At 69.1% G+C, this 21,898-nt stretch carries 17 protein-coding genes and 1 tRNA gene; 9 read left to right on the top strand and 9 right to left on the bottom strand.

The annotated features are described in order from the left end of the window. The first annotated feature begins 142 nt into the window (after positions 1-142). The 5 genes from RKD20_RS33075 to RKD20_RS33055 all read left to right on the top strand — a co-directional run bounded on the left by RKD20_RS33075 (position 143) and on the right by RKD20_RS33055 (position 5,772). Positions 143-1,369 carry a branched-chain amino acid ABC transporter substrate-binding protein gene (locus tag RKD20_RS33075; RefSeq protein WP_424883379.1) on the top strand — a complete coding sequence of 409 codons (1,227 nt, stop codon included), beginning with the start codon at positions 143-145 and terminating at the stop codon, positions 1,367-1,369. A 134-nt stretch (positions 1,370-1,503) separates the two neighbouring features. Continuing rightward, positions 1,504-2,433, top strand: coding sequence for a branched-chain amino acid ABC transporter permease (locus RKD20_RS33070; RefSeq protein ID WP_424880902.1), 930 nt, complete (start codon positions 1,504-1,506; stop codon positions 2,431-2,433). A gap of 5 nt (positions 2,434-2,438) precedes the next feature. Next, positions 2,439-4,208: a branched-chain amino acid ABC transporter permease gene (locus RKD20_RS33065; RefSeq protein ID WP_424880901.1), complete on the top strand. Its 1,770-nt coding sequence runs from the start codon at positions 2,439-2,441 to the stop codon at positions 4,206-4,208. A gap of 5 nt (positions 4,209-4,213) precedes the next feature. Continuing rightward, entirely contained in the window at positions 4,214-5,059 is an 846-nt protein-coding gene (locus RKD20_RS33060; protein ID WP_424883378.1) for an ABC transporter ATP-binding protein, read from the top strand. After that, entirely contained in the window at positions 5,056-5,772 is a 717-nt protein-coding gene (locus RKD20_RS33055; protein ID WP_020119994.1) for an ABC transporter ATP-binding protein, read from the top strand. The genes RKD20_RS33060 and RKD20_RS33055 overlap by 4 nt, the downstream gene beginning before the upstream one ends. 75 nt (positions 5,773-5,847) lie before the next feature. Here RKD20_RS33055 and RKD20_RS33050 read toward each other — a convergent pair whose 3' ends face one another. Beyond that, on the bottom strand, positions 5,848-6,504 hold the full coding sequence (locus RKD20_RS33050; RefSeq protein WP_424880900.1) for an ANTAR domain-containing response regulator: 657 nt from the start codon (positions 6,502-6,504) through the stop codon (positions 5,848-5,850). Between the two features lie 104 nt (positions 6,505-6,608). On the opposite strand from RKD20_RS33050, the gene RKD20_RS33045 reads away from it, so the two are divergent. Both RKD20_RS33045 and RKD20_RS33040 read left to right on the top strand, forming a co-directional pair. After that, positions 6,609-6,681, top strand: a tRNA-Leu gene (locus RKD20_RS33045). A gap of 105 nt (positions 6,682-6,786) precedes the next feature. Then, positions 6,787-7,533, top strand: coding sequence for a helix-turn-helix domain-containing protein (locus RKD20_RS33040; protein WP_424880899.1), 747 nt, complete (start codon positions 6,787-6,789; stop codon positions 7,531-7,533). Between the two features lie 13 nt (positions 7,534-7,546). Here RKD20_RS33040 and pyk read toward each other — a convergent pair whose 3' ends face one another. Together pyk and RKD20_RS33030 are read right to left on the bottom strand one after the other, a co-directional pair. Further along, on the bottom strand, positions 7,547-8,983 hold the full coding sequence (pyk, locus tag RKD20_RS33035; RefSeq protein ID WP_424880898.1) for a pyruvate kinase: 1,437 nt from the start codon (positions 8,981-8,983) through the stop codon (positions 7,547-7,549). 144 nt (positions 8,984-9,127) lie between these two features. After that, the gene (locus tag RKD20_RS33030; RefSeq protein WP_424880897.1) at positions 9,128-9,823 is read right to left on the bottom strand and encodes an SIMPL domain-containing protein; all 696 of its coding nucleotides are present in this window, start codon (positions 9,821-9,823) and stop codon (positions 9,128-9,130) included. Positions 9,824-9,974: 151 nt separating this feature from the next. Between RKD20_RS33030 and RKD20_RS33025 the strand changes: the two genes are divergently transcribed. After that, positions 9,975-11,774: a bifunctional metallophosphatase/5'-nucleotidase gene (locus tag RKD20_RS33025; RefSeq protein WP_424880896.1), complete on the top strand. Its 1,800-nt coding sequence runs from the start codon at positions 9,975-9,977 to the stop codon at positions 11,772-11,774. A gap of 80 nt (positions 11,775-11,854) precedes the next feature. Here the strand turns inward: RKD20_RS33025 and RKD20_RS33020 are convergent, their stop codons facing one another. The 6 genes from RKD20_RS33020 to RKD20_RS32995 all read right to left on the bottom strand — a co-directional run bounded on the left by RKD20_RS33020 (position 11,855) and on the right by RKD20_RS32995 (position 20,016). Then, positions 11,855-13,279: a lysine N(6)-hydroxylase/L-ornithine N(5)-oxygenase family protein gene (locus RKD20_RS33020; protein ID WP_424880895.1), complete on the bottom strand. Its 1,425-nt coding sequence runs from the start codon at positions 13,277-13,279 to the stop codon at positions 11,855-11,857. Beyond that, complete coding sequence (locus RKD20_RS33015; RefSeq protein ID WP_424880894.1) at positions 13,276-14,694, bottom strand: pyridoxal phosphate-dependent decarboxylase family protein; 1,419 nt, start codon at positions 14,692-14,694, stop codon at positions 13,276-13,278. Before RKD20_RS33015 ends, RKD20_RS33020 begins: the two co-directional genes overlap by 4 nt. A 116-nt stretch (positions 14,695-14,810) precedes the next feature. Next, a complete protein-coding gene (gene pepN / locus RKD20_RS33010; protein WP_424880893.1) occupies positions 14,811-17,297 on the bottom strand; it encodes an aminopeptidase N in 2,487 nt (828 codons plus the stop codon). A gap of 56 nt (positions 17,298-17,353) precedes the next feature. Further along, a complete protein-coding gene (locus RKD20_RS33005; protein ID WP_424880892.1) occupies positions 17,354-17,929 on the bottom strand; it encodes a response regulator in 576 nt (191 codons plus the stop codon). Positions 17,930-18,067: 138 nt separating this feature from the next. Beyond that, the gene (locus tag RKD20_RS33000; protein ID WP_424880891.1) at positions 18,068-18,418 is read right to left on the bottom strand and encodes a chorismate mutase; all 351 of its coding nucleotides are present in this window, start codon (positions 18,416-18,418) and stop codon (positions 18,068-18,070) included. Positions 18,419-19,143: 725 nt separating this feature from the next. Next, positions 19,144-20,016, bottom strand: coding sequence for a helix-turn-helix domain-containing protein (locus RKD20_RS32995; protein WP_359421676.1), 873 nt, complete (start codon positions 20,014-20,016; stop codon positions 19,144-19,146). Positions 20,017-20,100: 84 nt separating this feature from the next. On the opposite strand from RKD20_RS32995, the gene RKD20_RS32990 reads away from it, so the two are divergent. Continuing rightward, positions 20,101-21,870, top strand: coding sequence for a glycoside hydrolase family 35 protein (locus RKD20_RS32990; protein ID WP_424880890.1), 1,770 nt, complete (start codon positions 20,101-20,103; stop codon positions 21,868-21,870). Positions 21,871-21,898: the final 28 nt, after the last annotated feature.

Genomic DNA, 21,898 nt, shown 5'->3' with positions numbered 1-21,898 from the left:
CACACAGCGATGCCCCTGCCTGCAAACCGGGCTTAGAGTCACGGCCAGTCACCGCTCCATCGGGAGTTCGGTAAAGCGCGGGCACCAGCCGCACCCAACAGGGCGCGCGAGCCTGCGGAAAGGAATGATTGTGCGACGTTCCATGGTGATCCTGACCTCCGTCATGGCGACGGGGGCTCTCACACTCACCGCCTGCGGCTCCCGTGACGACAAGGGCGGCGACAGCAACGGCGGGGGTGGCACCACCCTCACCATCGGCGTGGACGCTCCGCTCTCCGGCGAGAACTCCACCACCGGTCTGGGCATCCAGTACGGCGCCCAGATCGCCGTCGACGACGCCAACAAGAACAAGCTCGTCCCCGGGGTCACCTTCAAACTGAAGGCCTTCGACGACAAGGCGCAGCCGGCCACCGGCCAGTCCAACGCCACCACCATCACCGGTGACAAGACCGCCGTCGGCGCCGTCGGCCCCCTGAACTCCGGTGTCGCCCAGACGATGCAGCAGGTGTTCGCCTCGGCCAACATGGTCCAGATCTCCCCCTCGAACACCAACCCCGAGCTGACCCAGGGCAAGAACTGGCAGACGGACAAGAAGCGGCCGTACAAGACGTACTTCCGCACCGCCACCACCGACGAGCTCCAGGGCAGCTTCGCCGCCGACTACGCGTACAACGGCCTCAAGAAGAAGAAGGTCTTCGTCGTCGACGACAAGCAGACCTACGGCGCCGGCCTCGCGAAAATCTTCAACGCGCAGTTCAAGAAGCTCGGCGGCACCGTCGTCGGCACCGACCACATCAACACCGGCGACAAGGACTTCGGCTCCCTCGTCACCAAGATCAAGAACGCCAAGGCCGACCTGCTCTACTACGGCGGCCAGTACGACGAGTCCTCGCTGATCACCAAGCAGCTCAAGGGCGCCGGCGTCAAGATCCCGCTCTTCGGCGGCGACGGCATGTTCGCCTCCACCTACATCGAGACGGCCGGCGCCACCTCCGAGGGCGACCTCGCGACCGCCGTCGGCGTCCCCGCCGACACCCTGCCCGCGGCCAAGACCTTCATCGAGACCTACAAGTCCAAGGGCTACAAGGGTGACTACGGCGCCTACGGCGCGTACTCCTACGACGCCACCACCGCCATCATCAAGGCCGTGAAGGCCGCTGTCGACGCCAACTCGGGCAAGGTCCCCAGCGACATCAACGCCCTGCGTTCCTCCGTCGTCGACGGTGTCCAGAAGTCCGACTTCGAAGGCATCTCCGGCAAGGTCGCCTTCGATCAGTACGGTGACACCACCAACAAGCAGCTCACCGTCTACCAGGTCACCAAGGGTGCGTGGAAGGCTGTGAAGACCGGCACCGCCGACCTCGGCTAGTCCAGGCCCAGCAGCACACAGCAACACCACTCACGGGCCGCGCGGGAGGGGACCCCGACCGCGCGGCCCTTGCCACACCCCACCCCAGCACGCCACACGTGCACACGACCACCAGCGACAATGGAGGCCACGCGGTGAACACCCTGCCGCAGCAGCTGGCCAACGGGCTGCTTCTAGGCTCGATGTACGGGCTCATCGCCATCGGCTACACGATGGTGTACGGCATCGTCCAGCTCATCAACTTCGCGCACGGCGAGATCTTCATGACCGGGGCCTTCGGCGCCTTCACGGTCTACTTCTACATCCTCCCCGACGGCACCTCGATGGCCCTCGCCGTCCCCCTGATGCTGATCGGCGGCGGCATCGTCGCCATCCTCATCGCCGTCGGAGCGGAACGGTTCGCCTACCGGCCCCTGCGCGGAGCCCCACGGCTCGCCCCGCTCATCACCGCGATCGGCCTCTCCCTGGCCCTCCAGGAAGTCGTCCGCAACTTCTACCCGCACGCGGACCGCGCCGTCGCCTTCCCCGGCCTCGACGCCACCCACGACATCGGCTCCATCACCATCAAGGACGCCGACATCTTCCTGATCGTCGCCGCGATCGTCTGCATGTCCGCCCTCGCCCTCTTCGTCCGCAAGTCCCGCACCGGCCGCGCCATGCAGGCCACCGCCCAGGACCCGGACACCGCACAGCTCATGGGCATCGACACCAACCGCATCATCGTGATCGCCTTCGCCATCGGCGGCTTCTTCGCCGCCGTCGCCGCCGTCGCCTACGGCATGAAATACGGCAGCATCGACTACCGCATGGGCTTCCTGATGGGCCTCAAGGCCTTCACCGCAGCGGTCCTCGGCGGCATCGGCAACATCTACGGCGCCATGCTCGGCGGCCTCGTCCTCGGCGTCGCCGAGACCCTCGCCTCCGCCTACATCGACGACATCCCCGGCATGCACCTCTTCGGCGGCGGCTCCTGGAAGGACGTCTGGGCCTTCTGCCTGCTCATCATCGTCCTCCTCGTCAGGCCACAAGGCCTGCTCGGCGAACGCGTAGCGGACAGGGCGTGATCACGATGACCGACACCACCACCCGCGGCCTGATCCCCCTGCCCCTCCCCGCGGCCCGCGCACTCCTCCTCGTCGGAGGCATCGCCACCGCCGCCTCCGCCTTCCTCGCCTGGACCTGGACCAGCGAGTTCCCCGGCGACCTCACCATCAGCGGCTACCCCGGCGGCCTCCAGTGGCTGACCTTCATCGCCGGCCTCCTCATCACGGTGTTCGCCCTCGCGGCGTACGACGTCCCCGGCCTGCGCGGACTCATCCCCGCCCGCAACAACGCCCCCCTCGTACTCACCGCACTCGGCGGCTTCGGCGTCACCTGGTACACGATCGTCTCGATCGCCGCCGAACTCGGCGGACTCGCCAACCTCGAACCCGGCGGCTGGGTCGCGGCCATCGCCTCCCTCCTCCCCGTCATAGGCGCCTTCGCCCTCCCCGAGCCCCGCACCGCGAGCGCCAAGGGCAACCTCAAGGCCTACCTCGCCAAGCCCGACGGCATCCCCGCCCCCTCACCCCTCAGCCCCTGGGTCGAGCGCGCGATCATCACCGTCGCCACCATCGTCGGCCTGGCCGTCTTCACCTACGGCATCGACACCGAGTACGGCGAACTCTTCGTCGGCTACCTCATCGTCGTCGTCTTCGCTGTCTGGGCGATGCACACCGCCGGCCTCAACGACCGCTTCTCCCGCATCGTCGCCCGCAACCGCAGCTTCACGCTCGCCATGGGCTTCGCCGCGGCCATCGCGTTCCCCTTCACCCAGACCAACGACCACTACGCCAACATCGGCGTCAACATCCTGATCTTCGGGACCGTCGCCCTGGGCCTCAACATCGTCGTCGGCCTCGCCGGCCTCCTCGACCTCGGATACGTCGCCTTCCTCGGCGTCGGCGCCTACACCGCCGCCCTCGTCTCCGGCTCCGAGTTCTCCCGCTTCTCCGGCGTCCACTTCCCCTTCTGGGCCGCCGCCCTCACCGGCGCCGCCGCATCGCTCGTCTTCGGTGTCCTCATCGGCGCCCCCACCCTGCGACTGCGCGGCGACTACCTCGCCATCGTCACCCTCGGCTTCGGAGAGATCTTCCGCATCGCCGTCAACAACATGGACGGCGACTCCGGCCCCGACCTCACCAACGGCCCCAACGGCATCCCGGCCATCCCCGACCTCAAGTTCTTCGGGTTCAACCTCGGCGACGCCCACGACATAGCAGGCTTCACCCTCGGCCGCTTCGCCAACTACTACCTGCTCATGGTGCTGATCATGGCCATCGTGGTCCTGGTCTACACCCGCGCCGCCGACTCCCGCATCGGCCGCTCCTGGATCGCCATCCGCGAGGACGAGACCGCCGCCACCGCCATGGGCATCAACGGCTTCCGCGTCAAGCTCATCGCCTTCGCCCTCGGCGCCACCCTCGCCGGCCTCGCCGGCACCGTCAGCGCCCACGTCACCTACAGCGTCGTCCCGACGCCGTACCAGTTCGCGGGCTCGACACCCCCCAACTCGGCCTTCCTCCTCGCCGCGGTCGTCCTCGGCGGCATGGGCACGGTCGCAGGCCCCATCCTCGGCGCGGCACTTCTGTACCTGCTCCCGGAGAAGCTCGTCTTCCTCCAGGACAAGTCACTGCTCGCCTTCGGCATCGCCCTCATCCTGCTGATGCGCTTCCGCCCCGAAGGCATCATCGCCAACCGCCGACGCCAACTCGAATTCCACGAGACCGGCCAACTCGACGTACCGGAAACAACAACGCTGACCGGCGAACCCGCAGCCGTCACCAAGGCGGGGGCGTGAGCACCATGACCACACCTGTACTCGAAGCCCGCAACGTCACCATGCGCTTCGGCGGCCTCACCGCCGTCCGCTCGGTCGACTTCACCGTCAACGCAGGCGAGATCGTCGGCCTCATCGGCCCCAACGGCGCCGGCAAGACCACCTTCTTCAACTGCCTCACCGGCCTCTACGTCCCCACCGAAGGCACGGTCACCTACCAGGGCACCGTCCTTCCCCCCAAGCCCCACCTGGTGACCAAGGCCGGCATCGCCCGCACCTTCCAGAACATCCGCCTCTTCGCCAACATGACGGTCCTCGAGAACGTCCTCGTAGGCCGCCACACCCGCACCAAGGAAGGCCTCTGGTCCGCCCTCCTGCGCGGACCCGGCTTCAAGAAGGCGGAGAAGGCCAGCGAAGAACGGGCCATGGAACTCCTCGAGTTCATCGGCCTGGAGGCCAAGCGCGACCACCTCGCCCGCAACCTCCCCTACGGCGAACAGCGCAAGCTCGAGATCGCGCGCGCCCTGGCCTCCGAACCCGGCCTGCTCCTCCTGGACGAGCCCACGGCCGGCATGAACCCCCAGGAGACGCGAGCCACCGAAGAGCTGGTCTTCGCCATCCGCGACATGGGCATCGCCGTCCTCCTCATCGAGCACGACATGCGCTTCGTCTTCAACCTCTCCGACCGCGTCGCCGTCCTCGTCCAGGGCGAAAAACTCGTCGAAGGCACCTCCGAGGTCGTCCAGGCCGACGAACGCGTCATCGCCGCCTACCTCGGCGAACCCTTCGAAGGCGACCCCGGCGTGGCCGAAACCGCCGAGGCCGACGCGGCCGAAGCGGGCACCACCAGCACCAAGGGAGAAGGCCAGTGACCGCACTCCTCGAAGTCGAGGACCTCCGGGTCTCCTACGGCAAGATCGAAGCCGTCAAAGGCATCTCCTTCAGCGTCGAAGCCGGCCAAGTCGTCACCCTCATCGGCACCAACGGCGCCGGCAAGACGACGACCCTGCGGACGCTCTCAGGCCTCCTGAAGCCCACCTCCGGCAAGGTCCTCTTCGACGGCAAGCCCCTCAGCGGCGTCCCCGCCCACAAGATCGTCTCCTTCGGACTCGCCCACTCCCCCGAAGGCCGGCACATCTTCCCCCGCCTGACGATCTTCGAGAACCTCCAGCTCGGAGCCTTCCTCAGGAAGGACAAGGAAGGCATCGAAAAGGACATACAGCGCGCCTACGAGCTCTTCCCCATCCTGGGAGAACGCCGCAACCAGGCGGCAGGTACCCTCTCCGGCGGCGAACAGCAGATGCTCGCCATGGGCCGCGCCCTCATGTCCCAGCCGAAGCTGCTGATGCTCGACGAGCCCTCCATGGGGCTCTCCCCGATCATGATGCAGAAGATCATGGCCACCATCGTCGAACTCAAGTCCCAGGGCACGACGATCCTCCTCGTCGAACAGAACGCCCAGGCGGCCCTCTCCCTGGCCGACCAGGGACACGTCATGGAAGTCGGCAACATCGTCCTGTCCGGCACCGGCCAGGACCTCCTCCACGACGAGTCCGTCCGCAAGGCGTACCTCGGCGAGGACTGACGCCCTTCATATGTACGACGAGGCCCGCGCCCCCTTCTCCGGGACGCGGGCCTTCGTTTTGTGGGGGCGCCGAACTCAGCCCTTGTCGGCCTTCTTCTCGTCGGCGTCCTGAATCACGGCCTCCGCGACCTGCTGCATCGACATGCGCCGGTCCATCGACGTCTTCTGGATCCACCGGAACGCGGCGGGCTCGGTCAGACCGTAGGACGTCTGGAGAATCGACTTCGCCCGGTCGACGAGCTTGCGGGTCTCCAGGCGCTGGCTCAGGTCCGCGACCTCGTTCTCCAGCTCCCTGAGCTCCGTGAACCGCGAGACGGCCATCTCGATCGCCGGCACGACGTCGCTCTTGCTGAAGGGCTTGACGAGGTAGGCCATGGCACCGGCGTCACGGGCCCGCTCCACCAGGTCCCGCTGCGAGAAGGCGGTGAGCATCAGCACCGGGGCGATCCGCTCCTCGGCGATCTTCTCGGCGGCGGAGATCCCGTCCAGCTTCGGCATCTTCACGTCGAGGATCACGAGGTCCGGCTTGTGCTCACGGGCGAGCTCGACGGCCTGCTCGCCGTCGCCTGCCTCGCCTACGACGCTGTAGCCCTCTTCCTCCAGCATCTCTTTGAGGTCGAGCCGGATCAGGGCCTCGTCCTCGGCAATGACGACACGGGTCGTCAGCGGAGGCACGTGCGACTTGTCGTCGTCGGGCGCGTCTACGGGCTGGGGCGACTCGGGGGCGGTCACGGGGGCTCCTCGTTCAGGGGCAGGGGTACTGCTGACAAGAGCGTACCTAGCTGCGGTAAGGTGGGAGCACGGCGGGTGACCGCTGACCTTCGTATCGAAGGTGGGCCCCGGTAGCCCAGCGGTAGAGGCCATGGATTCAAAACCCATCCAGCGTCGGTTCGAATCCGACTCGGGGCACTTTTCCTTGGATTCCAAGGAGCCGCCTAAAAGCGGATGTCCACGTTCTCGTGAACATCCGCTTTTTGCTGCGTGTCGTCGCGATCACTCTCACAGAGTGGCTGCATGTACGACGTCAGCACACGCAAGCGAGCCCTCGCACTGGTGGCACAGGGTCGCAGCCTGAATTCGGTCAGTCGGCAAACGGGAATCTCACGAGCCGCAATCCGGTCCTGGCAGCAACGCCTTGAGCCACTACCGCATATCGCATCCCCGGACCCTGGACCACCCGCGGACAACCAGGCCTACTCCTACCTGCTGGGCCTCTACCTGGGCGACGGCTGCATCAGCGCACACCCGCGCAGCGTCGGCTACTACCTCCGCATCGCGTGCGCCGACGCCTGGCCCGGCCTCATCCAGAAGTGCCGTGAAGCCATCACCCAGGTTCGCCCGGGCATTGGGGTCTACGCCGTCCAAAGCGAGGGCTACAGGATGGTGACCAGCTACTCACGCCACTGGCCCAATCTCTTCCCCCAACACGGCCCCGGCAAGAAGCACGAGCGCGCCATCGCCCTCGAACCCTGGCAGCAGGAGATCGTCGACGCGTACCCCTGGGAGTTCATCCGCGGCCTCATCCACTCCGACGGATGCCGTATCACCAACTGGACAACCCGCCTCGTCGCCGGTGAGCGGAAACGCTATGAGTACCCGCGGTACTTCTTCACCAACTTGTCGGGGGACATCATCCGGCTCTTCACCGACACCCTTGACCAAGTGGGTGTCGACTGGAAATTGGCGAACGCTCGCAACATCTCCATCGCCCGCAAAGCCTCAGTAGCCCTCATGGACACCCACGTAGGCCCCAAGCACTGACCGACCCCACCCCCTACTTCGGACTGTCGTCCTCCCCGATGTGGTGCACCCGGACCAGATTCGTCGAGCCGGACACCCCGGGCGGCGAACCGGCCGTGATCACCACCACGTCGCCCTTCTCGCACCGCCCGTACTGCAACAGCAGCTCGTCCACCTGGTCCACCATCGCGTCCGTGGTGTCGACCTGCGGGCCGAGGAACGTCTCCACACCCCAGGTCAGGCTGAGCTGGGAGCGGGTCGCCGGCTCCGGAGTGAACGCCAGCAGGGGGATCGGTGACCGGTAACGGGACAGACGGCGGACCGTGTCGCCTGACTGGGTGAAGGCCACCATGAACTTCGCGCCCAGGAAGTCACCCATCTCCGCCGCCGCTCGGGCGACCGCACCGCCCTGGGTGCGGGGCTTGTTGCGTTCGGTCAGCGGCGGCAGCCCCTTCGCGAGGATGTCCTCCTCCGCCGCCTCCACGATCTTCGCCATCGTCCGGACCGTCTCGACGGCGTACTTGCCCACGCTCGTCTCACCCGACAGCATCACCGCGTCCGTGCCGTCGATGACCGCGTTCGCGACATCGGACGCCTCCGCCCTCGTCGGACGCGAGTTCTCGATCATCGAATCCAGCATCTGCGTGGCGACGATCACCGGTTTGGCGTTCCGCTTCGCCAGCTTGATCGCGCGCTTCTGGACGATCGGCACCTGTTCCAGCGGCATCTCCACGCCCAGGTCCCCGCGCGCGACCATGATGCCGTCGAAGGCCGCCACGATGTCGTCGATGGCCTCGACCGCCTGGGGCTTCTCCACCTTGGCGATGACCGGCACTCGCCGCCCGGCGTCGTCCATGATGCGGTGGACGTCCTCGATGTCGCGGCCGGACCGTACGAAGGACAGGGCGATCACGTCGAAGCCCATGCGCAGGGCCCAGCGCAGGTCCTCCTCGTCCTTCTCGGACAGCGCCGGGACCGAGACGGCGACGCCTGGCAGGTTCAGTCCCTTGTGGTCCGACACCATGCCGCCCTCGATGACGCGGGTGTGGACCCGGGGGCCCTCCACCGACGTGACTTCCAGGCAGACCTTGCCGTCGTCGACGAGGATGCGCTCGCCCACGGTGACATCCGAGGCGAGTCCGGCGTACGTGGTGCCGCAGGACCGCTGGTCGCCCTGCGCGCCCTCCTCGACCGTGATGGTGAAGGTGTCGCCGCGTTCAAGGAGTACGGGCCCTTCGGTGAAGTGGCCGAGGCGGATCTTCGGGCCCTGAAGGTCGGCGAGGAGGCCGACGCTGCGGCCGGTCTCGTCGGAGGCCTTGCGGACGTGGTGGTAGCGCTCCTCGTGTTCGGCGTAGCTGCCGTGGCTGAGGTTGAAGCGGGCTACGTCCATTCCGGCGTCGACCAGGGCTTTGATCTGGTCGTACGAGTCGGTGGCGGGGCCCAGGGTGCAGACGATCTTTGCTCGGCGCATGTTTCGAGCCTAGACCTTACCGATGGGTAGGGAATTGGGGAGGTATGACGACTCAACAACCTCTGGGTGAAGGGTTGTTGACAAGGGTTGAAGTGTGCGCCACCCCGCTCTGATGAGCATTCCGAATGCAAATTCGAGTGACGCTCACAGTGCGGGTGGTGCCATGGTGAAGCGTGCGTTGACCTGGGCGTGGACGTGTTGGCGTTGGGGTTCGAGGTCGAGTGGGGCGGCCGAGGTGTCGGCCGCTGCCTCGTAGGCCATGGAGCGTGCGCGGCTGGCCTTGCCGACGAAGCGGGGTTCGGGGTCCTCGGCGCCGATGTCGGCCAGTTCGACCAAGGACGCCAGTGACGTACCCAGGGCCTCCGCGTACTCCCTCGCCCGCTGGACGGCTTCCCGTACGGCCTGTTGGCGGGCTTCCCGGTAGGCGGGTGAGTCGCGGCGCAGGGCCCACCATGGTCCGTCGACCCGCGTCAACTCCTGGTCGGCCAGTCGGGTCGTCAGTTCCCCGAGGGCCGTGAAGTCGGTGAGTTCCGCGGTGATGTGGACGTGGCCGTGGTAGGCGTGGACGCGTTCGCCGCGGCCGTGTTCCTTGAGTTCCGGGGTGACCGAGAAGGAGCCGGTTTCCAGGTGTTCGACCGCGTCGCCGTAGGACTTCAGCAGGTCGAGGGCGGCGGTGTTGCGGCGGGTGAGGTCGTCGAGGGCGGTGCGGCGGTCCTTGCCGCGGGAGGCGACGGTGACGCTGATGCGGGCGATCTCGGGGTCGACTTCGAGGTGGGCTTCGCCGCGGACGGCGATGCGGGGGGCGTCGGGGGTGCCGTAGGGAACGGAGTCGGTGGCCATAACGACCCACTGTGTCAGTTGTTGGCCGGTTACGGACCCGGTCGGTGGCTGGTCGGGTCATCAGATCGAAACCTGCGGGGGCTGTTGCCGTTCGCCATGTGCGGGTCAGAATCTACGCGCGTTGTTGACCGTTCCCCGAGGAGATCAAGACATGGCCTTGAACCGCAGGAAGTTCCTGGAGAAGTCCGCCGTGACCGGTGCGGGTGTCGCGCTGGCCGGTGCCGTGGGTGCTCCGGCCGCCCAGGCCGCGGAGGCCGGGAAGGGGCGCGAGAAGCGGTACTCGCTGACCGTGATGGGCACCACCGACCTGCACGGTCATGTCTTCAACTGGGACTACTTCAAGGACGCGGAGTACAAGGACACCGCGGGCAACGCGCAGGGTCTGTCGCGGATCTCGACGCTGGTGAACCAGGTCCGTGCGGAGAAGGGCCGCTGCAACACACTGCTGCTGGACGCGGGCGACACGATCCAGGGGACGCCGCTGACGTACTACTACGCGAAGGTCGACCCGATCACCGCGAAGGGCGGTCCCGTCCACCCGATGGCCGCGGCCATGAACGCCATCGGGTACGACGCGGTGGCGCTGGGCAACCACGAGTTCAACTACGGCATCGAGACGCTGCGGAAGTTCGAGGAGCAGTGCGACTTCCCGCTGCTTGGCGCGAACGCGCTGGACGCGAAGACGCTGAAGCCGGCTTTCCCGCCGTTCTTCATCAAGAAGTTCCGTGTGAAGGGCGCGCCGCCGGTGAAGGTGGCGGTGCTGGGTCTGACGAATCCGGGTATCGCGATCTGGGACAAGGCCTATGTGCAGGGGAAGTTGACGTTCCCGGGGCTTGAGGAGCAGGCGGCGAAGTGGGTGCCGAAGCTGCGGTCGATGGGTGCGGACGTGGTGGTCGTGTCGGCGCACTCGGGTTCGTCGGGTACGTCGTCGTACGGTGACCAGTTGCCGTATGTCGAGAACTCGGCGGCGCTGGTGGCGCAGCAGGTGCCGGGGATCGACGCGATCCTGGTGGGGCATGCGCATGTGGAGATTCCGGAGCTGAAGGTCACCAACGCGAAGACCGGGAAGACGGTCGTGCTGTCGGAGCCGTTGGCGTACGCGGAGCGGTTGTCGCTGTTCGACATCGAGCTGGTCTTCGCGAAGGGGCGTTGGTCGGTCGAGTCTGTGTCGTCCAAGGTGCTGAACTCGAACTCGGTCGCGGACGACCCGAAGATCACGAAGCTGCTGAAGGCCGATCACGACGTCGTCGTGAAGTATGTGAACCAGGTGGTCGGTACGGCGACTGAGACGCTGACGACGGTCGAGGCGCGCTACAAGGACGCGCCGATCATCGACCTGATCACGAAGGTGCAGGAGGACGTGGTCAAGGCGGCGCTGGCGGGTACGGAGTACGCCTCGCTGCCCGTGATCGCGCAGGCGTCGCCGTTCTCGCGGACGTCGGAGATCCCGGCGGGCTCCGTGACGATCCGGGACCTGTCCAGCCTGTATGTGTACGACAACACGCTGGTGGCGAAGTTGCTGACGGGTGCGCAGGTCAGGGCGTACCTGGAGTACTCGGCGGAGTACTTCGTGCGGACGGCGGCGGGCGCGGTGGTGGACGTGGAGAAGCTGACGAACGCGGGCAACCGTCCGGACTACAACTACGACTACGTGTCGGGGTTGTCGTACGACATCGACATCGCTCAGGCGGCGGGTTCGCGGATCAAGAACCTGACCTTCAACGGTGCCGCGCTGGACGACGCGCAGAAGTTCGTGTTCGCGGTGAACAACTACCGGGCGAACGGTGGCGGGGCGTTCCCGCACGTGGCCTCGGCCACCGAGCTGTGGTCGGAGTCGACGGAGATCCGGACGCGGATCGCGGAGTGGGTGACCGCGAAGGGCGTGCTGGACCCGAAGGAGTTCGCGTCGGTGGACTGGAGGCTCACGCGGGACGGTACGCCGGTCTTCTAGAGGCTGAGCAGGGTGGTGTCCACGGCGCCGGCGATGACTTTCACGCCGGCGCCGTTGGCGTGGAGGCCGTCGCCGGTTTCCTACCGTCCTTCGACGAGGGGTGTCAGGACGGAGGCCTTGCGGGCGGGTGGGATGAGGGGCAGCCGGTCTTCGAGGCCGAAGGTGGTGAAGGCGGTGCGGGTGGGGAGGGGGTAGGCGTCCTTGCCGGTGAGGGTGTTGAGGATGGTGGCGCTGCGCCAGGCGGCGAGGCCGAGGTCGGGGGTGCCGACGCCGTGGGTGTGCCGTTCGGCGTTCTGGACGTAGACGTGGCAGTCGGCGCCGGTGACGGACGGGTCGAGGGCGAGGCGGAAGTGTTCGTCGACGCGGGGGCGTTCGCGGCTGTCGCGGCGCATGTAGGGGTCGAGTCCGGCGAGGATGCGGTCGAGCGGTCGTTCGCGGTGGCCGGTGGCGAGGACGACGGCGTCGGTGGTGAGGCGGGAGCGGGTGCCCTGCTGGATGTGTTCGAGGTGGAGTTCGATCTTCGTGGTGGCGATTCTGCCGGCGGTGCGGACGCGGACGCCGGGGGTGAGGACGGTGTCGGGCCAGCCGCCGTGCAGGGTGCGGCGGTAGAGCTCGTCGTGGATGGCGGCGATGGTGTCGGTGTCGATGCCGCGGTGGAGTTGCCATTGGGTGGTGCCGAGGCGGTCGCGGACGCTTTCCGACAGGGCGTGGAAGTAGCGGGTGTAGTCGGGGGTGAAGTGTTCGAGGCCGAGCTTGGAGTACTCCATGGGTGCGAAGGCCTCGGTGCGGCCGAGCCAGTGGAGTTTTTCGCGGCCGGTGGGGCGGTGGCGGAGGAGGTCGAGGAAGATCTCGGCGCCGGACTGTCCTGAGCCGACGACGGTGACGTGGTCGGCGGCGAGGAGGGTGTGGCGGTGGTCGAGGTAGTCGGTGGCGTGGATGACGGGCACGCCGGGCGCCTCGACGAGGGGCTTCAACGGCTCCGGCACGTAGGGCTCGGTGCCGATGCCGAGGACGATGTTCTTGGTGTAGGTGCGGCCCAGTGCTTCGGCTTCGCCGTCGGTGTCGAGCTGGGTGAAGTCGACTTCGAAGACGTCGCGTTCGGGGTTGAACCGGACGGCGTCGACCTGGTGGCTGAAGTGGAGTCCGGGGAGGTTCTCGGCGACCCAGCGGCAGTAGGCGTCGTATTCGGCGCGCTGGATGTGGAAGCGCTCGGCGAAGTAGAAGGGGAACAGGCGCTCGCGGGTTTTGAGGTAGTTGAGGAAGGTCCATTCGCTGGCGGGGTCGGCGAGGGTCACCAGGTCGGCGAGGAAGGGGACCTGGATGGTGGCGCCGTCGATGAGGAGCCCGGGGTGCCAGCCGAAGGCGGGGCGTTGGTCGTAGAAGACGGTGTCGAGTGCGGTGAGGGGCTGGGCGAGGGCGGCGAGGGAGAGGTTGAAGGGTCCGATGCCGATGCCGACGAGGTCGCGGGGTGCGTCGGGCTCGTGGTGTGGGGGGTGGGGGTTCATCGGGGGGTGGTTCCTTCCACGAGGTGCAGGAGTCCGGCGAGGTCGGCCGGCCGGGTGGTGGGGTTGAGGAGGGTGGCCTTGAGCCAGAGCCGGCCGTCGGTGCGGGCCCGGCCGAGCACGGCACGTCCGTCGGTGAGGAGTTGTCGGCGTACGGCCGCTACGGCGTCGTCGGTGGCGCCTGCGGGTCGGAACAGGACCGTGCTGATGGTGGGCGGTGCCTGGAGTTCGAACCCGGGGTGTTCGTCGATGAGTCGCGCGAACTCCCTTGCGAGGCCGCAGACTTGGTCGACGAGTGCGCCCAGTCCCGTGCGTCCGAGGGTTTTCAGCGTGACGGCGGTCTTGAGGACGTCGGGGCGGCGGGTGGTGCGCAGGGAGCGGCCCAGGAGGTCGGGGAGGCCGGCTTCGGTGTCGTCGTCGGCGTTGAGGTAGTCCGCGCGGTGGGTCAGGGCGGCGAGGTCTTGGGCGTCGCGGACGGCGAGGAGTCCTGCGGCGACGGGTTGCCAGCCGAGTTTGTGGAGATCGAGGGTGACGGTGCCCGCGGCGCTCAGGCCGGTGAGCTTGGCTCTGTGCCGTGCGCTGAAGAGGAGTCCTCCGCCGTAGGCCGCGTCCACGTGCAGGCGGGCTCCGCGGTGTGCGCACAGGGCGGCGATCTCGGGGAGGGGGTCGATGAGGCCGGCGTCGGTGGTGCCCGCGGTGGCCGCGATGAGCAGCGGTCCTGGTGGGAGTGTTTCGAGGGTTGCGGGGTCGAGGGTGCCGTGAGGAGTGGGGACGATCACCGGCTCGGGCAGGCCCAGGAGCCAGGCGGACCTTGGGAGGGAGTGGTGGGCGTTTTCGCCGCAGACGAGGCGGACGCCGGGGCCCAGGGTTTCTCTGGCCAGGAGGAGGGCGAGTTGGTTGGATTCCGTGCCACCGGTTGTGATCAGAGCGTCGGGCCGGTGGGGGCTTGTCGCGCCCCGCGGCGGAGCCGTATGTCGATACGGCCCTGCGCCCCTGGGTGGGTCTGCGTAGACCTCGTTTGCCAGTGCACGTGTCACCAGCGCCTCAAGCTCCGAGGCTGCCGGGGCTTGGTCCCAGGAGTCCAGGGACGGGTTGAGCACGGAGGCGGCCAGGTCTGCCGCTGCGGCCACCGCGAGAGGCGGGCAGTGGAGGTGGGCCGCGCAGAAAGGGTCCGCCGGGTCCGCGGAGCCTTCCGCCAAGGCGCGCACCAGGCGCCGTAGGGCCTCCGGATCGCCCTCTTCCGGGAGTACGTCCCCGACCGCGGCCCGCATCCGCTCGGCCACCTCGGGCGGGCCTCCGGCCGGCAGTGGCCCTCCCCTCAGGCGGGCCCCCTCCCCCAGCGCGGCCAGGACCGTGTCGAGCAACGGACGCAGCGAGGAGGGGCCTTCGGGGCCTGAGGCCAGGGGCGGCGTGCTCATCGTCGACCTCCGGGGGCGCTGGTGGCTTCCAGCTTGGACGCGGTTGCCTGGGCGCGCCCGGAGAGTTCAACGATCCTGACCCGGAAGGGGGTACTCCCGTACGGGGAAAATCCGCTCTACGACTGCCTCACGCGCAGCGCGCGTCCCAGGTCGTCGAGTTGGTCGACCAGTTTGCGGCGCAGGGCGGGGATGGGGTCGGCGTCGCGCAGACAGGCCTGGCCGAGGGCCTGGTTGTCCTCGTCGATGGCGTGGTCGGGGAACGCCCAGCGGCCGGCGGCGTCGGCGATCGCGGGCCCGCGGCGCGCGGCGAGGGCGACGGCGTCCTCGTAGTAGCGGGGCACGTACTGCCGTACGAGGTCGGTCTGTTCGGGTTGCCAGAAGCCCTGGGCGGTGGCGGTGAACAGGTAGTTGGAGAGGTCGTCGCGGGTGAACATCGCTTCCCAGGCCTGCGCCTTGGCCTCTTCCGTGGGCAGGGCGGCGCGGCAGCGGGCGGCGCCTTCCTGGCCGGTGGCGGAGGGGTCGCGGGCGAGTTCGGCGGCGATGGCGCTCTCGTCGGTGGCGCCGAGGACGGCGAGGCGGGCGAGGACGCGCCAGCGCAGTTCGGGGTCGAGTTCGGGGCCGCCGGGGACGGTGCCGTCGGCGAGCCAGGCGGCGATGGTGTCGGGGTGGGCGGCGGCGTTGACGCTGTGGCGGACGGCGATGAGGCGCAGGCCGGGGTTGTCGCCGTCCTCGGTGCGGCGGATGAGGTCGCGGCACAGGGAGGAGAGGGTGGCGAGGGCGGCGGGGCGCTGTTCGGGGGTGACGTAGCGGTCGGCGACGTAGGTGGAGGCGAAGGCGAGGACGCCCTGGACGAGGGCGAGGTCGGTCTCGTGCGGGAGGTGGGTGCGGGCGGCGTCCAGGTAGGCGGTGGGCGGGAGTTCGCCGTCGCGGACCGCGTCCCTGAGGGCGTTCCAGACGACGGCGCGGCTCAGGGGCGAGGGCAGGCCGGAGAGGGTCTCGGTGACCGCTTTGAAGGACTCGGGGTCGAAGCGGACCTTGGTGTAGGTGAGGTCGCCGTCGTTGAGGAGGAGGAGGGTGGGGCGCTTGCCGATGGGCTGCGGGGTGCTCTGCGGGACGTCGAGGTCGAGGCGTTCGCGCAGGACGAGGTGGCGGCCCTCGTCGGCGACGTCGAGGTCGTAGAGGCCGACGGCGATGCGGTGCGGGCGGCTGCCCTTGTGTTCGACCTGGAGGGTGTACGTGCCTTCCTCGCCGGGGGTGACCACGGGCCGCAGGGTGTCGACGCCGGTGGTGCGCAGCCAGGCGTCGGCCCAGGCGTGGACGTCGCGTTCGGTGGCGGAGGCGAGGGAGTCGATGAAGTCGGCGAGGGCGGCGTTGGCGAACCGGTGGCGGGCGAAGTGGGTGTTGATGCCGGCGAGGAAGTCCTTCTCGCCGAGCCAGGTGACCAGCTGGCGCAGTGCGGAGGCGCCCTTGGCGTAGGAGATGCCGTCGAAGTTCAGCAGGGCCGATGCCGTGTCGTCGACGGCTTCGGGGGCGACGGGGTGGGTGGAGGGACGCTGGTCGGCGTCGTAGCCCCAGCCCTTGCGCATGACGCCGAAGTCGACCCAGGTGTCGGTGAAGCGGGTGGCCTCGGTGAGGGTCTGGTAGCCCATGTACTCGGCGAAGGACTCGTTGAGCCAGATGTCGTCCCACCAGCGCAGGGTGACGAGGTCGCCGAACCACATGTGGGCCATCTCGTGGGCGATGACCATGGCGCGGGTCTGGCGTTCGGTGTCGGTTACGGCGGAGCGGTAGACGAACTCGTCGCGGAAGGTGACGAGGCCGGGGTTCTCCATGGCGCCGGCGTTGAACTCGGGGACGAACGCCTGGTCGTAGGAGTCGAAGGGGTAGGGCTCCTCGAACTTCTCGTGGTAGCGGTCGTAGCACTGCCTGGTGATCTCGAAGATCTCGTCGGCGTCCGGGTCCAGGTAGGGGGCCAGCGAGCGGCGGCAGTGGATGCCGAAGGGCAGGCCGCGGTGTTCGGTGCGCACGGAGTGCCAGGGGCCGGCGGCCACGGCGACGAGGTAGGTGGAGATCAGGGGCGTGGCGGCGGCCTGCCAGTGGCCGTCGCCGAGGTCGGTGGTGATGCCGTTGGCGAGGACGCTCCAGCCTGCGGGGGCCTTGACCGACAGGTCGAAGACGGACTTGAGGTCGGGCTGGTCGAAGGCGGCGAAGACGCGTTGGACGTCCTCCATGAACAGCTGGGTGTAGACGTAGGTCTCGCCGTCGGTGGGGTCGGTGAAGCGGTGCATGCCCTCGCCGGTGCGGGAGTACCGCATGACGGCGTCGATGCGCAGTTCGTGCTCGCCGGCGGTCAGGGCCTTGAGGGGCAGCCGGTTGTCCTCGAGGGTCTCCGGGTCGAGGGGGTGGCCGTCGAGGGTGGCCTCCCGCAGTTCGGCCGGCTTGAGTTCGACGAAGGTGTCCGCCTGCGTGCGCGCGGTGAACCGGACGACGGTCCGGGACGTGAAGGTCTCGTCGCCGGTGGTGAGGTCGAGCGCGATGGCGTAGTGGTGAACGTCGAGGAGCTTGGCACGGGTCTGCGCTTCGTCGCGCGTCAGTACGGACATGCAGGACATGCTGCCTGATGGCACGGGCAACTCACAGAGGCGGATCGGTACACGCCTTATGTCCGGTCCTGTTCGAGCTCCCCGGTGTGCGCCCCGTTGATGCGCTGGACCGGTACGCGGGCGTCCGGGGCGGGGAGCGCGCGGTGGCGGGCGGCCGCGTTGCCGTCCTCCTCGTCGTGGCCTTTGTCCTCGCCGTGGTCCTTGACGAGGGCCCGTAACTCCCGCACCTCGTGTTCGAGGGCGAGGTGGCGGCGGTGGGTGTCGAAGAGGTAGCGGACCTTGGTGCGCAGGGCCCAGGGGTCGATGGGTTTCAACACGAGGTCGGCGACGCCGAGGGCGAAGGCGGCGGAGGTCAGTTCGTGGTCGGGGCCGAAGCCGGTGAGCAGGACGACGGGGATGTGCTGGGTCTGCTCCAGGCGCCGCATGTAGCGGACCACGTCGAGGCCGCTGACGCCGGGCATCCGTACGTCGAGGAGCAGGAGGCCGACCTGGCCGCGGAGCACCTGCTTGAGGGCCTCGTCACCGCTGGTGGCGCGGCCGAGCCGGTAGCCCAGGGGGGCCAGGGCGCTCTCCAGGGCGTAGAGCGTGTCCTCGTGGTCGTCGACGATGAGGATCTTGGCATCCGAAGGCATGGCCCGACGTCCCTCCCTCGCGGACAGCCAGCCTACCTCCGTGCACTGACACGGAGTGCTCGCGGGCTGACAAGGAGTGCACAGCGCAGCATGCCGGGTGCGGGCGCCCGTGTCACCTCCCCGGGGCGTCCGGCGAGGTCAATCGGCCGGCGGCGTGGGGTCGTCGACGGTGTCCTCGGCGATGCGCTCGTGGTGTCTGATCACCTCGGCGATGATGAAATTCAGGAACTTCTCAGCGAAGGCCGGGTCGAGTTTGGCGTTCTCGGCGAGGGTGCGCAGCCGCTCGATCTGGCGGGCCTCGCGGGCCGGGTCGGCGGGCGGCAGCTGGTGGCGGGCCTTGAGGTGGCCGACCTGCTGGGTGGCTTTGAAGCGCTCGGCGAGCATGTGGACGACGGCCGCGTCGATGTTGTCGATGCTGTCGCGCAGCCGTCCGAGCTCTTCACGGACGGCGGGCTCGACGTCACCGGATCCGGTGTTGCTGGTGGTCATGGGCGACAACCCTAAGGGGACGGGGTGAACGGTTCGCCGTCGGATCGGCCGGAGCGGAGGGCCTGGACGTCGCCTGTCGGCGAATCGGCCGGAGCGGAGGGCCTGGACGTCGCCTGTCGGCGGACCGGCCGGAGCGGAGGGCCTGGACGTCGCCTGTCGGCGGATCGGCCGGAGCGGGGGCCCGGACGTTGTCGGCGGACCGGCCGGAGCGGGGGGCCTGGACCTTGGCTGCCGACGAAACGGCCAGAGCGGAGGGCCTGAACCTGCGCTGCCGACGAAACGGCCAGAGCGGTGCGCCAGGTGATCTACTACCCGGCGCAACGGCCCCGCCGGAGGCCCGGACGTCCGCCCGCTCGCCGGATCAGCAGGATCAGCAGGATCAGCAGGATCAGCAGGATCAGCAGGATCAGCAGGATCGAGGGTCCGGTCCACCGGCCCCTGGGCGCCGAAGCCAACCCGAGGGCCCGGCCCCCGGATCGCAGCCGACGCCGAGATCCCGAACCCAGGTGATCAGATCCTCAGCGGACCGCCCGCCCCGAGGGCGGGCCCCGCCCCTCCAAAGGACCGCCCGGCCCGGGAACCCCGAACGATCGCAACGGACCGGCAGACCCCGAACCCGGCCCCCACACCCACAACAGACCACCCAGCCCCGGAACCCAGACCGTCAGACCCCACCAGACCGACCGCCCCCGAACCCCGCAGCCGGCCCCCTCGACCCCACCCCCTCAAACCCTCGGCGGATCGTCCGGATCCGGTACCTGGTTGCTCCAACCCCCGGGCACCGTCCGGCTCTCCTGGGCGCGGAAGCGGATCGGGGCCATGCCGACGCGGCGGGTGAACAGGCGGGAGAAGTAGGCGGGGTCGTCGTAGCCGACGCGGCGGGCGACGGCGGCGACGGGGAGTTCGGTGGCGGCGAGGAGTTCCTTGGCGCGGCCGAGGCGGATGCCGAGGAGGTAGTCCTTGGGGCTGCAGCCGGCGCCGCGGCGGACGGCCGTGCGCAGTTCGGCGAGGGTCATGCCGTGCCGGGTGGCGTGGTCGGCGACGGACATCGGTTTGAAGGCGTCGCGGGCGAGGGCTTTGAGGACGGGGTCGCCGTCGGGGGCGAGGTCGGCGCGGGCGCGGCGCAGGGCGACGAGGAGTTCGTGGACGGCGGCGCCGGTCTCGACCTCCAGGAGGGGGTTGTCGCGGCGGGCGGCGCGGGCGATGCGGGCGATGACCGCGCGCGGGCCTGTGGCGTCGGAGAGGGGCACGACGGGGCGGTCGGGTTCGATGTAGCCGAGTTCGGTGTAGGTGGCGGTCGCGGGGCCGGTGAAGCCGACGAACCCCTCGTCCCAGCCGGTTTCCGGGTCGGGTGCGTAGTGGTGCGGGATGCCGGGGGTGAGCCACAGCAGCGAGGGCGCGGTGACGGTCGTACGGCGGCCGTCGGGGGTCTCGTACCACCCGGTGCCGGTGCTGATGACGACGGCGACGTGGCTGTCGAGGGTGCGGGGGCCGACGGTCGGCAGCGCGCCGTACTGGAGTCCGACTCCCAGGCAGACCACGCCCAGGCGGTGGTGGACGGGGCTGGGGGTGAGGAATCGCATCCAGGTGTGGTACATCGCGCTCCTTGCATGCGCTTCGGTCCAAGCAGCGCCGATCTTTGTCCATGGACCTGATCGCCGCCAGTGGCGAGGGTGGAGCCTATGAGCGAGTTGACGGTGGGTGAAACCGATTTCCTGCTGGACGGCCGGCCGGTGCGGCTGTTGTCCGGCGCGCTGCACTACTTCCGGGTGCACGAGGCCGGGTGGGGGCACCGGCTGGCGATGTTGCGGGCGATGGGCCTCAACTGTGTGGAGACGTACGTGCCGTGGAACCTGCACGAGCCGCACCCGGGTGACGTCCGGGACGTGGAGGCGCTGGGCCGGTTCCTGGACGCGGCCCGGGAGGCGGGCCTGTGGGCGATCGTGCGCCCCGGTCCCTACATCTGCGCGGAGTGGGAGAACGGCGGTCTGCCGCACTGGCTCAAGGGGCACGCACGCACGAGCGACGAGGTGTACCTGGGGCAGGTGGAGCGCTGGTTCGGGCGGCTGCTGCCGCAGGTCGTGGAGCGGCAGATCGACCGCGGCGGCCCGGTGATCATGGTCCAGGCGGAGAACGAGTACGGCAGCTACGGCTCGGATGCCGCGTATCTCCTGCGGCTGACCGAGCTGCTGCGCGCGGAGGGCGTCACGGTGCCGCTGTTCACCTCGGACGGCCCCGAGGACCACATGCTCACCGGCGGCTCGGTCCCGGGTGTCCTCGCCACGGTGAACTTCGGCTCCGGCGCCCGTACGGCCTTCGAGGCGCTGCGCCGGTACCGGCCGGACGGCCCGCTGATGTGCATGGAGTTCTGGTGCGGCTGGTTCGAGCACTGGGGCGGTGGGCCCGTCGTACGGGACGCCGGGGACGCGGCCGCGGCGCTGCGGGAGATCCTGGAGTGCGGGGCCTCGGTGAACCTGTACATGGCGCACGGGGGCACGAACTTCGCGGGCTGGGCGGGCGCCAACCGGGGCGGGGGCGCGCTGCACGACGGTCCGCTGGAGCCGGACGTGACGTCGTACGACTACGACGCGCCGATCGACGAGTACGGCAGGCCGACGGAGAAGTTCTGGCGCTTCCGTGAGGTGCTGTCCGCGTACGGTCCGGTGGCGGAGCTGCCGCCCGCGCCGGAGGTGTTGGGTGCCATGACTGACGTGGACCTGACCGGATGGGCTTCCCTGTCCGCGGTCCTGGAGAAGCGCGGCGGACCGGTCCACGAGGGCCCTGTGCCGCCGACCTTCGAGGAGCTGGACGTCGACCGGGGGCTGGTGCGGTACGAGGTGACCGTGCCGGGGCCGCGGCAGCCGTACCCGCTGATCGCTCGGGGGCTGCGGGATCTCGCGGTGGTGTACGTGGACGGGGAGCGGGCCGGGGTGCTCACCGAGGACGACGTACAGCTCAAGGAGCCGGTCGCGGGGTACGCGCGCGTGGAGCTGTGGGTGGAGTCGCTGGGGCGGGTCAACTACGGGCCCAGGAGCGGGGAGGCCAAGGGGATCACCGGGGGGCTGCTGCACGAGCGGCAGTTCCTGCACGGGGTGCGGGCGCGGGGGCTGCGCCTCGACGCGCTGGACTCCGTGACCGGGATCGGCTTCGGGGCGGTTCCCGGGGACGGCTCGGCGGGGCTGTACCGGGGTGAGGTGAGCGTGCGCGGTGCCGGGGACGCGGTGCTTGAGCTGCCGGGCTGGACCCGGGGGTTCGTGTGGGTCAACGGCTTCAACCTCGGCCGGTACTGGTCCGCGGGCCCGCAGCGGACGCTGTACGTGCCCGGCCCGGTGCTGCGGGAGGGCGGCAACGACGTGTGGGTGCTGGAGCTGGAGGAGGCACCGGCGGACGGGCCCGCGATCCGGCTCCGTGCGCCGGATCCGACCCACGAGAATCCGCCCGCGACCTCGTAGAGTGGAATCGGGTTCTGGGCGTCTTGGG

The organism is Streptomyces sp. SLBN-8D4 (genome assembly GCF_049739545.1).
Lineage (GTDB): Bacteria > Actinomycetota > Actinomycetes > Streptomycetales > Streptomycetaceae > Streptomyces > Streptomyces canus_C.
Note: the sequence above shows the minus strand (reverse complement) of the source record. Positions and strands in the feature narration are given on the sequence as shown.

Excerpts from the sequence above, each read along its gene's own strand:
- RKD20_RS33075 (WP_424883379.1), top strand. The coding sequence starts at position 143 with ATGGTGATCCTGACCTCCGTCATGGCGACGGGGGCTCTCACACTCACC.
- RKD20_RS33065 (WP_424880901.1), top strand. The coding sequence starts at position 2,439 with ATGACCGACACCACCACCCGCGGCCTGATCCCCCTGCCCCTCCCCGCG.
- RKD20_RS33060 (WP_424883378.1), top strand. The coding sequence starts at position 4,214 with ATGACCACACCTGTACTCGAAGCCCGCAACGTCACCATGCGCTTCGGC.
- RKD20_RS33040 (WP_424880899.1), top strand. The coding sequence starts at position 6,787 with ATGTACGACGTCAGCACACGCAAGCGAGCCCTCGCACTGGTGGCACAG.
- pyk (WP_424880898.1), bottom strand. The coding sequence starts at position 8,983 with ATGCGCCGAGCAAAGATCGTCTGCACCCTGGGCCCCGCCACCGACTCG.
- RKD20_RS33030 (WP_424880897.1), bottom strand. The coding sequence starts at position 9,823 with ATGGCCACCGACTCCGTTCCCTACGGCACCCCCGACGCCCCCCGCATC.
- RKD20_RS33025 (WP_424880896.1), top strand. The coding sequence starts at position 9,975 with ATGGCCTTGAACCGCAGGAAGTTCCTGGAGAAGTCCGCCGTGACCGGT.
- RKD20_RS33020 (WP_424880895.1), bottom strand. The coding sequence starts at position 13,279 with ATGAACCCCCACCCCCCACACCACGAGCCCGACGCACCCCGCGACCTC.
- RKD20_RS33015 (WP_424880894.1), bottom strand. The coding sequence starts at position 14,694 with ATGAGCACGCCGCCCCTGGCCTCAGGCCCCGAAGGCCCCTCCTCGCTG.
- pepN (WP_424880893.1), bottom strand. The coding sequence starts at position 17,297 with ATGTCCGTACTGACGCGCGACGAAGCGCAGACCCGTGCCAAGCTCCTC.
- RKD20_RS33005 (WP_424880892.1), bottom strand. The coding sequence starts at position 17,929 with ATGCCTTCGGATGCCAAGATCCTCATCGTCGACGACCACGAGGACACG.
- RKD20_RS33000 (WP_424880891.1), bottom strand. The coding sequence starts at position 18,418 with ATGACCACCAGCAACACCGGATCCGGTGACGTCGAGCCCGCCGTCCGT.
- RKD20_RS32995 (WP_359421676.1), bottom strand. The coding sequence starts at position 20,016 with ATGTACCACACCTGGATGCGATTCCTCACCCCCAGCCCCGTCCACCAC.
- RKD20_RS32990 (WP_424880890.1), top strand. The coding sequence starts at position 20,101 with ATGAGCGAGTTGACGGTGGGTGAAACCGATTTCCTGCTGGACGGCCGG.